This window comes from Rhodospirillaceae bacterium (assembly GCA_016722635.1).
Taxonomy (GTDB): Bacteria; Pseudomonadota; Alphaproteobacteria; order JAEUKQ01; family JAEUKQ01; genus JAEUKQ01.
The window spans coordinates 366,657-380,985 of the sequence record JADKIX010000010.1 but is presented as its reverse complement, the minus strand read 5'-3'; the positions used below and the strand labels follow the sequence as shown (position 1 = coordinate 380,985).

Here is a 14,329-nt window from a genome sequence, read left to right as displayed (position 1 = left end):
GATCATTTAAAGGCAAATAATTCTCACATGTATTTCTTAAGCAAGTGCTTTCCATTTCTATTGGTTGGGTTATTCTTGAATTCTTGTCAAGGTGACCTGGCTTGTGTACAGGTTTTAGATAAGCGTGCGGCAACTTTAAGCCTAGCAATTATGGAAGACGGTGATTGTATCAAAAACCCTAAATTTACATCTATCGAAATCTATCAAGTCGATGACTACACCCATCGCTGGTCACTTGGTGCCCGTGAGCCACAAAAAATCTCCGTTTTAAACTTTAGAAAAATTCCTGCCGGTTTTGAGCAATCTTTACCTCCACCCTTGTTACAAAAAGGAGATCAGGTTACTATCGTTTTAAGAGGGCCGGGTATAACAGCCGGAATAAATATAACGTTGGAATAACAACCTAAATTACCTGTCTGTACCCCTGTTATTTTACCCCCAATTACCTCATTTATAAAAAATAATTTTGATAAGTTCTCTTGATTCCTAGGAAAATACCAATTACAATGGGGAGATAGGTTTTTTATAATTGGGGTTTCGTCCCCAGCAAGTTACCGGGGCTAACCCACCCCAACCCAAGCCCCGGTAACGGGCGCTTTTAGCGTCCGCTGCCGCCGTCCCCCTTACACCGACGGCGGCAGGATAATTTTTGATTTAAATCTCTATCTCAATGGGTTTAGCATTTTTTGGTTATCTCTGTTTATAAGCTTTATATTTGATTACAAAAAACACAGGATAACTTTTTAATTATCCCCTGCTGGCTTATTTATTTCAGGGCTAGCCTAGATTAAGGTATTTCAGCAACGTTTTACCTGATTCCAGAAGTTCTAAAATACCATTGATATGGTTAGTCTTGTCAGCTCAACAGTTCGCTATGATTGATGCACATATGATGGAGCGCGATAGGTCGCTAACGTTATAATCTGTCCAGCAATCCTTATAAACTTACACTTCCCCGATCTGCTAAAAATGGCCTTTGTCATAGGCAGGTGTTAGGATGTTATGTAGGCCTTGGGTTTATTGCAACCAAATGATAGAGAGCAGGTAAATACTGCTAGATGTAAAGGCCGCCAAAATCCCTGTAAGAATTTTTTAGCCTTCTACCCTATTCTGATAAATTTATTTTTTCTGGATTAGATGCAATATGGAGGTATGGAGATGGCCATTACTGGCGAAAATTTCCCTTTTGCCAAAAAAATCATGTTGGCCGTTAAAATCGGTGATTTTTCCGCCAGCTTCCCGAACAATAACAATACCTGCCGCAATATCCCAGGCAGAAATAGTGTTTTCCCAATATCCCTCAAAACGACCCGCTGCAACATAGGCAAGGTCTAACGCTGCCGCCCCCCACCGCCTAATGCCTGAAACTTTAGGCATTAGTTTTTGTAATTGGGATAAAAATTCTGGTTGGTGGGGGCGTTTTGGAAAGGAATGCCAGGTGGCAAGCAACGATTCTTCCAATTTTTTCTGGAGGAAACACGAATACGCTGGTCATTTAGAAATGCCCCTCCCCCTTTTTCAGCCCGAAACATTTCTTCTTTGATCGGGTCATAAATTAAGCCCGCCACCAATTCTTTATCTTTTTCTAACGCTAACGAAATGGCAAAATGCGGCAATCCATGCATAAAATTGCTGGTGCCATCTAAAGGATCTATAATCCAGCGATAAGCTGGGTCAGCGCCAATTTTTTCTGGGGATTCTTCGCTCAAAAAGCCAAAAGCAGGTCTAGCTTTACTTAACTCTTCAAGTAAAATTCCCTCAGCCTTAAGATCAGCCGCAGTCACAAAATCGCCAGGACCTTTGACCGATACTTGTAGATGAGCTATTTCGCCAAAATCACGTTTTAAGGCACGGGCAGCTTTTAAAGCGGCCCGCACCATAACATTCATCAAGGGCGATAATGTGGGGGTATGATCCAAAATAAATGGGCCTATTCTTTATCTTTTGCAACCCGGACATAAGTTGCGTCACTGGTGTTGACAACGACCTTGACCCCACTGCCAATATGAGGTGGAACCAAAATCCTGACGCCGTTCACCAATTTGGCTGGTTTATAAGAAGAGGAAGCGGTTTGTCCCTTAACAACAGGATCTGCTTCCGTAATTTCCATTATGACAGTTTGCGGTAAGGTGATACCCACGGTCTCGCCATCATACATTTGAATATTCACCACCATTCCTTCTTGTAAGAACGATGCGCCATCGCCTATTAAATCCTTATTTACGGTAATCTGATCGTAGGTTTCTGTATCCATAAACGTGTAATCGGTGCCATTTGTATAAAGAAACTGATAAGGCTTTTCATCTAATTTCACGAGCTCAACAATTTCGGTCCACCGAAACCGTTCGCTCAATTTCGTTCCGTTCTTTATATTGCGCAAGTCCATTTGCAAATAAGATTCACCCTGAGCTTTTTGGGAATGATGAATTTTAATAGCGCGCCACAATTTGTCCTGATGTTCAATCAATGATCCCAAACGGATATTACTGGCTGTTACTTTCATTCTTATTAACTTCTCTCCAACTATTATCAGGCAATTATATATTCAATTTGCTTTTCATGCCTTTATCAAACGGCATCTTATTGGGGCAACCTATCAACATCTGCCGAACTTGTAAATGCTTATCAATAAATTTCTTTCCCTGCACAAATTTTTCAATCAAGACATCCCCTGTAATTGTTTGGCCTCAAAAAAAACAATAGCAGGTTTTCCTTGACAACACCCCATAATGATTAACAATTTTTTCACGCAAGTAGACACTCCCCATGTCTCACTTTTATAAAAACGTAGCGTGCATTATTATCCATAGCATTAAACTAAAACTAAGATTAACGGTAAAATATATTCATTGCTTATATCAATTTGTGGAGCATATTGGGGAAGAGTTTTAAATGCTGGGATTGATTAGGCAATTTGGACTCATGCAGCGATTGTGCTTATTATATTTTAAGATTATGGGAGTGATCAGTGATGACCAAACAAAAAAGAACAGCCGCAACCATCTTGCAAGCAAAATTTATCAGTCGCCGTACCGGCAGCCCTGTTCAACGGGCCGCCCCCAGTAGGCGTGGATTCTGGTTATTGGTTTTTGGGGGAGGCGTTATCGGCTTATATCTCTTATTAAACAATGTGGCATTTTCATCAAAAGGGGCTGCTGTTCAACCTATTTTTCAGACCTGCTGCCAAGCACAAACAATTGCTCAGAATCCCCAACCATCACCCACGGAACAACCAATCCAGGCAGTACCCTCAAAAAAGCTTAAATAAGTTATATTTTATTCGTTAAAGAGTTAAAGCCGGTTGAAACTGCAACGCTGCTAACCTGGCATACAAACCCCCTTGCTGCAGTAATTGCGTGTGCGTTCCTTGGGTCACAATTTTTCCTTGATCAACCACTAAAATACGATCAACCTGCCTGACCGTTGATAAGCGGTGGGCAATAATGATAGTTGTACGATCCTTGGTTAAATCAACAAGGGCTCGCTGAATCATTTGCTCGCTTTCAGCATCCAAGGAACTGGTCGCTTCATCCAGTAAAAGCAAAGTTGGGTTACGCAGTAAAGCCCGGGCAATTGCCAAACGTTGACGCTGCCCCCCAGATAACCTAACCCCGCGTTCACCCAAAACCGTCTCAAAGCCTTTGGGAAGCTTTTTTATAAATTCCATGGCAAAAGCTGCCTCAGCGGCTTGGTGGATTTCAGCCTCTGTTGCTTGGGGCGCTCCGTACCGGATATTTTCCAGCACACTCCTATCAAAAATCACGGGATCTTGGGAAACAAGACCTATTTGCTGACGCAAATGATAGGTGGTTAAATCACGAATATCTAAATCATCCATTAAAATCTTACCCAAGTACGGATCATAAAAACGTAATAATAGCTGAAATACCGTTGTTTTACCGGCCCCCGATGGGCCAACTAAGGCGACTTTTTCCCCTGGATTAATTTCAATGGTGATATCTTTAAGGGCAAAGACATCTGGGCGTGATGGATAAGAAAAACTGACATGGTCGAAGGAAATCTTTCCTTTGACAGGGGAAGTTAAATATCTGGGATGTAAGGGGGAAGCAATTTCCGGTTTAATCGCCAGTATATCCGTCAGACGTTCTGCCGCACCGGCGGCACGTTGCAAATCACCGCTGACCTCACTTAAAGCACCTACTGAGCTCGCAACAACAATTGCATAAAAAACAAAAGCGGATAATTCGCCGGTGGTTAAATCACCTTTTAACACGGCATGTCCACCAATCCATAAAACAATACTAACGGCACCAAAAATAAGGGCAATAACAATTGCTGTTAAAGCTGATCGCCATTTAATGCGCCGAACGGCCGTATGAAAAGCTTCTTTGGTCAATTGTTGGAATTTTTGGTTATCTTCTTCTTCATGGGTAAAAGCCTGTACTGTTCGAATTTCATGGATAGTTTCATTGGCATGAATATTTAAATCGCCAATTTTTTTCTGGCTTTCTTTGGATAAATGACGTACGCGCCTGCCTAAAAATATGATGGGTATGATTACGACCGGCACCACAACCACCACCAATCCGGTTAAGCGCAAGCTAGTGACTGCTAACATCCCAAATCCGCCTATTAATAAAAGCAGATTGCGCAAAGCAACCGAAATGGTTGAACCAATCACGCTTTGCAATAAAGTGGTATCGGTGGTTAACCGGGAGAGGATATCCCCGGTTTTTGTTTTTTCAAAAAAGGCAGCGCTTAATGTTAAAATATGACGGTAGATGACCGCTCTGACATCTGCAACAATCCTCTCCCCAATCCAAGAAACCAGGAAAAAACGCCCATAAGTTGTTAAAGCCAGGATGATGGATATACTGACCAGGATTAATAAAGCTTCATTTAAAAATGCTTCTTTCCCGGCGACAAACCCATAATCAATTAAGGCCTGCACACCTTTCCCTAAACCAAGGACGGTAGCAGCCGCCAAGGTCAAGCATACCAACGCCCCGACAATCGCCAACCGGTAAGGTTTCAAAAAATTTCTCATCATTTTAAGATTTTTAATTGATCCCTTGTTAAGAGATGAAGGATCAAGACTTTTGTTAAATTTCATCGCTGATAACCGTTCGTTATTTAAAAAACAGAAAATTGTTCAAAAGGGGCCTTAGGCAAAAAAAATGTTCTGTGCTTCTTGCCATTTTTCTTCCCCCAGTTTTTCTCTCATTTGTTGATCCCCGGTCATTTTCAAAAAACTCGCGGGGTAAGTTTCAGGTCGTTGAGAAACAGTATCTAATCTTTCCATTTCTGCTGTGGATAATTTTAAATTCAAAGCTTGCAAATTATCTTCCAACTGTTCCAAACGATTAGCCCCAATAACGACACTCGTAATAAATTTCTTGGCAAAGATCCAAGCCAAAGCCACGTTTGCAACTGATATTTGATGGACCGCGGCAATTAATTTTAGTTGATCAATCACTTGATAACCTTGCTCATATTCAACAACGGGAAATTCAGCTTTACTGCGCCGCCCATCTTGGGGGTGAGGATTTTGCCTCGTGTACCGTCCGCTTAAAAAGCCTGCAGCCAAAGGGCTCCACACGGTCAAACCGATTTTGTTATGACGGACAAAGGGAATAAATTCATTTTCGATATCCCGCCCAACCAAAGAATAATACATTTGGGCACTGACGCAAGGTTGATATTGGTAATGATATTGGGTGCTTAAAAATTTTTGCGCCCACCAGGCCGGAAAGTTACTAATCCCCACATAACGCACCAAACCATTTTTAACTAAATCATCAGTGGTTGCAGCAATTTCCTCAAGCGGGGTTAGGGGATCAGGAGTGTGTAAATATAAAACATCAAGGTAATCCGTCTCCAACCTTTTCAAGCTTGCCTGAACGGCCTGCCTGATATGGTGCCGCGAAAGGCCCCTGTCGGTGATAGCAGGCCCATTGCGAAACCCACATTTACTGGCTACAATCACTTGAGGGCGCTTGCCCTTTAAAGCTTGGCCTAACAAAATTTCCGCCTGGCCTGCCGTATACACATCAGCCGTATCAAAAAAGTTAACCCCCGCGGCAATTGCCATATCAACCATTTTATTAGCGGTTTGCTGGTTAATGGAATTGACGACATTGCCAAACATGGGCCCTTGACCAAATGTCATGGTGCCTAAACAAATCTTTGAAACCACTAACCCCGAAGAACCTAATGTTTGATAAAGCATTTTCCGTCCTCTTATGCAGATAGATTCTTGAGATGAATTCGCCGTAAACCGAACAATTCATGAAGCAAAAGCAGGATAGGCTTTATCCCCATAAAAACAATCCTTAAAAACGCCTATCATTGCTAAGATAAAACCGGACAACGAAGAAATTGGCAGAAGCAATGACGAATAGTTGTTATAACTTCAAACAATATTTCTTTATGCTGCTATTTTTAATCCTAGCCTATCCCATTCCAGCCTTAAAGATTTTACCAGATGTTTAATATCTTCTTCTGTATGTAAAGGGCTGGGGGTAAAACGTAATCTTTCGGTACCCCGCGATACAGTTGGAAAATTAATGGGTTGCACGTAGATTGCATGCCGTTTTAACAAAGCTTCGCTTAATTGGCGGCACTGTAAGGGGTCACCCACCATAACAGGCACAATATGACTTGGCGAGGGCATGATAGGTATCCCAGATGCTTTTAACATTTTTTTTAAAAATGCCGCTTGTTGTTGATGCCGGTTGCGTAATTGTTGGTCTTTTTTAACCAACCGAATACTGGCAAGTGCGCCCGCGGCAACCACCGGGGGCAAGGAAGTGGTAAAAATAAAACCCGGTGCAAAACTACGGATAAAATCCACCATACCAGCTGAGCCTGTAATATACCCACCCATCAATCCAAAAGCCTTGGCGAGTGTCCCCTCAATGATTGTACAGGAAGAAGTTAACCCATCCCGATCAGATATCCCCCCGCCCTGGCTTCCATACATGCCAACGGCATGAACCTCATCCAAATAAAGTAACGCTTCATATTCTTCAGCAACCTTGCAAAAATCTTTTAAAGGCGCAATATCCCCTTCCATGGAATATAAGGACTCTAAGGCAATGAGTTTCAAGCGATCTGATTTTACCTGGCCCAATAATTTACGTAAATGACCAGGGTCACTGTGTTTGATGATATGTTTCTCCGCACCACTATGCCGGATGCCTGCAATCATGGACGCATGATTACATTCATCAGAAAATACCACACAATCCGGTATCATCTTGGCAAGGGTTGTAAGGGTTGCTTCATTAGATACATAGCCGGAGCTGAATAAAAGGGCCGCAGGTTTCTGGTGCAACAGCGCTAATTCTTGCTCCAACTCCACCAGCAAATGATGGGTACCAGAGATATTACGGGTACCTCCGGCCCCGGCCCCATAGGTATCAAGGGCTGCGTGCATCGCTTCCAAAACCTTTGGGTGCTGGCCCATGCCGAGATAATCATTGCTGCACCAGATAGTGACCTCATAGGGTTTTTCATGATCCGTGGGACGATAAAGGGCTTGCGGGAAACGACCGGATAAGCGCTGAATATTAGCAAAATACCGGTATCTTCCCTCAGACTTTAACTGATCCAGTTGCTGCTGCAAAAGCTTTTCAATTTTAAAAGACATTGGTTTATTCCTTTATCTATCAACTTGCTGAGGAATTATTCAGCCAAAATTGGGTATCATCAAGTCCTTGCCGCCATAACTTAAATAACATGGTTATTTGTTCGGCATTAATAATTAACGGTGGGCAACAGGTGATGGTGTCCCCATAGTTTCTTAAAATCAACCCCTTTTTTAACAAGAATTTTAAAGCTTCCCGACCTACATTCATTTTCACATCAAATGCCCGGCGAGTCTTTTTATCGGCAACCAATTCTACCCCCCCCAAGACACTAATACCCCTAACTTCCCCCACCAAAGGGTGATTTTGTAATGCTTGCAGTTGTTTTTGGAATAGCACACTGACTTGTTGAATATGGTTAAGGGTGTTTTCTTCCCCATAAATCTTTAAACATTCAACCGCTACGGCTGCACTGACTGGGTGGCCGGAATAGGTAAACCCATGGGCAAAAGTGCCGATTTTATCGGCATTTTGGCGCACCACTTCATAAATTTTTTCGCTGATCAACACCGCCCCTATGGGCAAGTAAGCTGAGGAAAGGCCTTTGGCTAATGTGATAAAATCAGGCTTTAAATTGTAAAGCTCGCAGCCAAACATTTTCCCGGTACGCCCAAAACCGCAAACCACTTCATCAGCAATCAGTAAAATATCATATTTTTTTAAAACTGCTTGGACTTTATCAAAATAACCTTTAGGGGGGATGATAACCCCGCCCGCTGCCATCACCGGTTCTGCAATGAACGCAGCGATTGTTTCAGGACCTTCTTTTAAAATGAGCTTTTCTAAGTTATCCGCACAGCGCGCCCCAAAATCTGCCTCCGTTTCGCCCGGCAATCCTTGCCTATAAAAATGGGGGCAATCGGTATGGATGATGCCTGCCATGGGCAAATCAAAATCAATATGGCTGTTTGCCCTTCCCGTTAAACTGGCGGTGGCAATGGTTACCCCATGATAGGCGCGATGGCGGGAAATAATCTTTTTTTTCTGGTGCCTTCCCAACGCATTATTATAATACCAAATCAGCTTGATGATACTGTCATTGGCTTCCGAACCGGAATTGGTAAAATACGCCTTTGACATTGGTACGGGTGCCATATCAATCAATCGTTCGGCAAGTTCAGCCACGATTGGGGCAACACGGTGATTGAAGGTATGATAAAAAGGCAGTTGACGCATTTGCTTAGTTGCCGCCTCAATCAGCCTTTCTTCACTAAATCCTAAGGACGTGCACCATAAACCTGCCATCCCTTCTATATATTTTTTACCAGCTTCGTCATAAACATAAATTCCCTGTCCTTTGCTAATGATTTGCGGTCCAATTTCTTCATGAAGCACTGGATTGGTATAGGAGTGGAAATGGTAAGCAATATCTTTGCCCGAAATCGTCAAATTATGGGATTGGCTGGAAATTGCAGATGGAACATCAGGTTTCTTCATATCATCAACCTGCTAAAAAAAATCATTACCTATTTTCCGGAAGCGATCGGCCCTGATCAATGATCAGGAAAAAATCTTGCCCTGCATTTTAGAAGGCTGACGTCTTAGATGCAACATGAAAAACGGATGACCCCATCATGCCGCATCTTAACCAGGCCGTTTTTTTCAGCTGAATAGAGTAACCCATTTGCATGATATGGATTCTATTTTTACATAAAAAACCCTGCTTCCTTAAAGGAAGCAGGGTATGATTAAAAATCTGATTAAACAAGCCCTGTTCACAGGTACCATTAATTACAGGTTTGCGCCCCCATATTAATACTAATACTACCGTTGGCATCATTGGCCCCATCACAATTGGCAGTATTACCACTGGCTTTACTGAAGCCGCCGTCAGTGAGGGTTACACCCGCTGGGAATACATAACCTATAGCAAAGTTTTGTACATCCACATTTGTAAGGGTCACTGTCGATGCAGCAATTGTTTGAATACCAATTGTATTCATACCCACTGCCCCGCGTTGGACCAATAAATTGGTTAGAGCGACCCCATTCGAACTCTCTACCGAAACCCCAATCTGGGCATTATTACTGGTACTATTGCTGAGAGTAATATTTTGACCGGCAATAATATTAAACCCTCTAGCGTTAATAGAGCTCGTAGCCACCCGATCGACCAGCACATTAGTTCCACTTTCAACAATAACCCCGTCACCCATTGTTGTTGTTGTCACATTAGAATTTAATAACCTTGTATTAGAAACAGTATCCAAATGGATCCCAGAGTTACCAGAGTTGGTGACCGTCAAATTATTCAATAATGCACCGTTGGTGGCATTCAACCGAATGCCAGTACCCATGGACTTATCAATTGTCAAATTATCAAAAAGGGAATTATCAGCTGAAGTCGCAAATATTCCATTGTCTTGGGTATCAGCAATATCAAGGTTGATTAATCTTGCATTAGGGGTTCCGTTTAAGAAAATCCCTACAGAACCCTGACGGATTGTCAAATCCTCTAAGATAACGTTATTCCGGTTGGTAGCGGTAATGATATCAACCGCATTATTTTGGGTAATGGTGCCTTTGGTCCCGGCCATTGTAAATGTCGTGTTTAATCCGGTTCTGGCCCCCTTGAGGTTTAAGATGGTGGAGCCGCTAATTAACCCCACATGATCGTTGGTAATATTCAGCGACGCATTGGCGGTAATATTTCCATTAAATACAACAATGCCATCCTTGGCGGTAGCGGCAACAATCATCTCTGCCTGAGCCATATTATTAACATTCACAAACCGCACTTCGGAAACCGGGGAATTGGCAGTGTTCCGATCCCAAATAACCGGTTCATCAAAAAGAACTGCGCCTTTGTCCTGCTGGATCCGCATGCTCGCTGGCAAACGCCGCGGTGCTTTTTGCATAGCAGTAGGCATATTCGCAACCGAACTCCCTAATTGAATGTTCAAACCCAAGCCTAAAATCACATCCGCTTTCTGTTCTTTATCATACCGGACTTTAATCCCCCCATTCAGGGCGATGCCGCCGGTCAGGGAAATATTAAGGTCTGCCCCTGCCATAATTCCAGCCAATCCTGTATTATTAACGCGATCAAAAACATATCCAGCGACGAATGGCGTTACAGAAATACCACCCATCTGCATTTCATATGCAACCGTTAAATCCACCCCAAAACGGTTATGTTCAACGGTGGCAGCCTGGCTCCCATCAGTCACTAATTTGCAAACTTGAGCGGGAGCTGTTGGATTACAGGCACCGCCAGTCGTTTTATCCTTTAAAACCACTGTTCCCGCATTTCCGGTTCCATTGACAACTTTATTTTTTTTACCAAGCGGCACATAAACATTGGTTGATACTGAAATCCCTGATGGGATAAAAACTTCCAACCCCGTGGTAGCCCCAAAAAATTTATGGTTGTTGATACTGCGCTGGGCATCACCGCTACCATATACCCCCCAACCCCATCCCCCTTCGTAAAGATGGCGGTAACCAAACCCTATTGAACCAGCGGGATCATGATGTTGCCAACCACCACTGGCCATGGTATAAAACATTCCAGCCGGGCTGTTGATCAGTGGCACTAAGATCGTTGCTTGCGTACCCCAATCCTCCTCCCCATTGCTCCAGCTGCCTTCTATTCCCAGATTAATGCCTGATAATTGCGCTTCAGCAGCTAAAGGAAACACGCTGATCAAAGCAAAGGCTGCCACACTTCCACGTAGCCGCAAAGATCGGTTTTTTGCTAACATTTGTGCCCTATTTCTTATGTAATAGCGAACTATATTTGATAATTACTCACAGGCGCACCCTACACTATTTATTCAATACCTGCAAAATAAAAATATTTGGCGAACATTTATCACAAAAAAGTTCCATAATTAGCAATAAAATATCGGATCCCATCCATGGCACTTCATGGGGACAGACCTGAACGACATAGTGCTTCCTTTATGATTGATTAGATTTAACGAGTGATAAAACTTTTATAACCCTCTCTTTACGTAAAATAAGGGTACAGCAAGCCCCATGCTATCACCAGTAACATTGCCGCAATAAGTATATGCAATAACCGCCAAGTTAATTGCCAACGGAAAAGCGGTTGTAAAATTTTGGCACCCACTGCCAACCCATATAACCACGCGGCGGATGAGGCGATGGTTCCCAAATAAAACCCCCACCGATGATTGCCGTCATAGCGGCTGGAAATACTGCCGATCAACACCACTGCGTCTAACCATGCATGCGGATTTATCAAACTAAAACCGATGGAGGATAAAATAATGGCGCGGGATGATGCAGAGAAACCCGCTGTCCCAGACAAATCTATGCCAATTGCCCGATATGCCTGATAAAGCGAGCGGAAGGCATAAAATATGAGGAAGCATCCGCCACCAATCGATGCAAATTTTAAAAGCCAATCAGATTGGGCAATGACCTTGCCCAACCCTATCACCCCCAGGGTTAGTAAAAAGGTATCACATAAAAAACTGACGGTGGCGGCTAAAAATGCTTTATCCCCTATTAAGCCTTGCTTGAGGACGAAAGCGCTTTGGGCACCAATCGCCATAAATAAGCCCAAGCCAATCATCAGCCCATCGAACCAGGAATGAATCATCAGTTGGAATCTGCCATAGGTTGGATAAAAAATTGCTCAAAATTATTCTAGTTTTATAAGGCAACAAAGTTTTCTATGGTATGCCTTAGTTTAATCCGTGATGGCCCATATCTAAAAATTTTTGCTGACGCATTTCCCGGTAATTTTTTTCTGGCCCACCCAACAAACCCTCCAAAGATTCGGCGATAGCTTGCCCCACATTATGAATGGCTTCTTCCGCGTGGCGATGGGCACCGCCAAGGGGTTCGGAAATAATCCGATCAATGATTTTCAATTGATGAAGATCGCTGGCAGTCAATTTTAAAGCTTCGGCTGCATCTTTAGAATAATTGGCGCTGCGCCAGAGGATGGAAGCACATCCTTCCGGTGAAATGACTGAATAGATCGAATGTTCCAACATTAATATTTGATTGGCGGCAGCTAGGGCAATCGCCCCTCCTGAACCGCCTTCCCCAATAATGACCGAAATAATTGGTACATTGACTTTTAAGCAAGTTTCAACGGACTTGGCAATCGCTTCGGCCTGCCCGCGTGCTTCCGCATCCACCCCAGGATAAGCGCCGGGGGTATCAACCAAGGTAATGATAGGCAGGTGGAAGCGGTCCGCAAGTTCCATTAAACGGCGGGCTTTCCTGTAACCCTCAGGCCGCGCCATGCCAAAATTATGGTGCATACGGGTGGCCGTATCCGCACCTTTTTCATGACCGATAACCATGACCGAACGCTGGCGGAAAGTAGCCATCCCCCCGATAATTGCTTGATCCTCACCAAAATATCGGTCCCCCGCTAAAGCAAGCAGGTCGGGGAACAGAACACGGATATAATCTTTAAAATGGGGTCTTTCCGGATGACGGGCAACTTGGGTTTTTTGCCAGGCGGATAGTTTGCCGTATGTTTGCTTGAGTAGTTTTTCAGCCTTGTTTTTTAGCTTGCTAACTTCTTCTTGTATATTCACCCCGCTGTTACCAGAAAGGTGATGGAATTCAGCAATTTTCCCTTCAAGTTCGGCAATGGGTTTCTCAAATTCCAGAAATGTAGGCATTCCGTTTATATCCATTTTATTAAAAAATAAACAACCATTATAGATACTTAAAAGCGCAAATTGTGCAATATAATAACACCTATTCTCCCTAAGATATACGAACTGGAATTAAAGTCACTTTTTCTTTAAAGGCTTTTGTCTTAAGGGATGATAATTCTGCACCAGTGCCTTCTTACGATCGTCCGTCACATGCGTATAAATTTGGGTCGTCGCAATATCGGCATGTCCCAGCAATTGCTGGACAGTCCGCAAATCTGCCCCATGCTCCAAAAGATGGGTGGCAAAAGCGTGGCGCAGGACATGGGGGGAAAATTTGTGGTGATCCAATTTGGCAGTGATCGCTAAATTTTTCAGTTGGACGGCAAAATTTTGCCGCGTCATATGCCCCTGGTTACTATAAGATGGGAAAAGCCAGATAGATGGGATTTTTTTGCCATCACTTGCAGTTTTTAACGTTTCCGCTCGGTGTGCAAGCCATTCTTTGATTGCGGTTTGAGCAGGCGGACTCAGCGGGACCATCCTTTCTTTCCCACCCTTCCCTTGGATCATGATAACACCGCCATGTTGGGGTATTTGGGAAATTTTTAAGGAAATAAGTTCTGAAACCCGCAAACCGCTGCCATATAATAGTTCCATCATTGCCAACATCCGAAACCCATCGGCATTTTTTTGCTGGGCGGCCGTTTGCAGCAGTTTAATAATTTCTTGTTCGGTAGCGGTTTTGGGCAAAGACCTTTTTAATTTTGGTGTTTCAATCAAAACCATCGGATCATCTTGGCGCCATTCCTCAGTTAACAGGAATTGATAAAACTGCCGAAGGGAAGATAAGCGCCGGGCAATGGTTTTACCCGAGAAATCAGCAGCCCCCAGATGCCGCTGGTATGATTGGATATCGGCCGCACTCGCTGTCTTTATTTTTTTCTTGGTTTGATGCAGAAAAAGGGTAAAATTGACGAGGTCGCGGTGATATGATTCACAGGTATTTTTGCTGGAACCCCGCTCGCCCCGCATCATGTCCAGAAATGCTTCAATTTGCCTAAGGCTTTCCGGTTCCACATTACCTTTTGCTTCTTTTGGCAACCGACGTGATTTTTCTTTATCCATTTT

At 43.3% G+C, this 14,329-nt stretch carries 11 protein-coding genes and 1 pseudogene; 2 read left to right on the top strand and 10 right to left on the bottom strand.

Annotation, left to right across the window (positions count from 1 at the left end; all coding sequences use genetic code 11):
• Positions 1-75 precede the first annotated feature (75 nt).
• A complete protein-coding gene (locus IPP67_06085; GenBank protein MBL0338733.1) occupies positions 76-399 on the top strand; it encodes a hypothetical protein in 324 nt (107 codons plus the stop codon).
• A 720-nt stretch (positions 400-1,119) separates the two neighbouring features.
• Here IPP67_06085 and IPP67_06080 read toward each other — a convergent pair.
• Together IPP67_06080 and efp are read right to left on the bottom strand one after the other, a co-directional pair.
• Positions 1,120-1,889, bottom strand: a pseudogene (locus IPP67_06080) (inositol monophosphatase).
• 41 nt (positions 1,890-1,930) lie between these two features.
• Positions 1,931-2,503, bottom strand: coding sequence for an elongation factor P (efp, locus tag IPP67_06075; GenBank protein MBL0338732.1), 573 nt, complete (start codon positions 2,501-2,503; stop codon positions 1,931-1,933).
• Positions 2,504-2,971: 468 nt separating this feature from the next.
• Here efp and IPP67_06070 point away from each other — a divergent pair, with 468 nt between their 5' ends.
• Positions 2,972-3,268, top strand: coding sequence for a hypothetical protein (locus tag IPP67_06070; protein ID MBL0338731.1), 297 nt, complete (start codon positions 2,972-2,974; stop codon positions 3,266-3,268).
• A gap of 15 nt (positions 3,269-3,283) precedes the next feature.
• Here IPP67_06070 and IPP67_06065 read toward each other — a convergent pair whose 3' ends face one another.
• The 8 genes from IPP67_06065 to IPP67_06030 form a co-directional block, all read right to left on the bottom strand.
• Entirely contained in the window at positions 3,284-5,074 is a 1,791-nt protein-coding gene (locus IPP67_06065) for an ATP-binding cassette domain-containing protein (protein ID MBL0338730.1), read from the bottom strand.
• A gap of 51 nt (positions 5,075-5,125) precedes the next feature.
• Positions 5,126-6,190, bottom strand: a complete 1,065-nt coding sequence (locus IPP67_06060; protein MBL0338729.1) for an aldo/keto reductase — start codon at positions 6,188-6,190, stop codon at positions 5,126-5,128.
• Positions 6,191-6,388: 198 nt separating this feature from the next.
• A complete protein-coding gene (gene hemA, locus IPP67_06055; GenBank protein ID MBL0338728.1) occupies positions 6,389-7,612 on the bottom strand; it encodes a 5-aminolevulinate synthase in 1,224 nt (407 codons plus the stop codon).
• Between the two features lie 19 nt (positions 7,613-7,631).
• The gene (locus IPP67_06050; GenBank protein ID MBL0338727.1) at positions 7,632-9,047 is read right to left on the bottom strand and encodes an aspartate aminotransferase family protein; all 1,416 of its coding nucleotides are present in this window, start codon (positions 9,045-9,047) and stop codon (positions 7,632-7,634) included.
• A gap of 290 nt (positions 9,048-9,337) precedes the next feature.
• Positions 9,338-11,314, bottom strand: coding sequence for a right-handed parallel beta-helix repeat-containing protein (locus IPP67_06045; protein MBL0338726.1), 1,977 nt, complete (start codon positions 11,312-11,314; stop codon positions 9,338-9,340).
• Positions 11,315-11,562: 248 nt separating this feature from the next.
• Positions 11,563-12,180, bottom strand: a complete 618-nt coding sequence (locus IPP67_06040) for a LysE family transporter (protein MBL0338725.1) — start codon at positions 12,178-12,180, stop codon at positions 11,563-11,565.
• A gap of 85 nt (positions 12,181-12,265) precedes the next feature.
• Complete coding sequence (locus tag IPP67_06035; GenBank protein ID MBL0338724.1) at positions 12,266-13,222, bottom strand: acetyl-CoA carboxylase carboxyltransferase subunit alpha; 957 nt, start codon at positions 13,220-13,222, stop codon at positions 12,266-12,268.
• 114 nt (positions 13,223-13,336) lie between these two features.
• Positions 13,337-14,326, bottom strand: coding sequence for a site-specific tyrosine recombinase XerD (locus IPP67_06030; GenBank protein ID MBL0338723.1), 990 nt, complete (start codon positions 14,324-14,326; stop codon positions 13,337-13,339).
• Between the last annotated feature and the right edge of the window lie 3 nt (positions 14,327-14,329).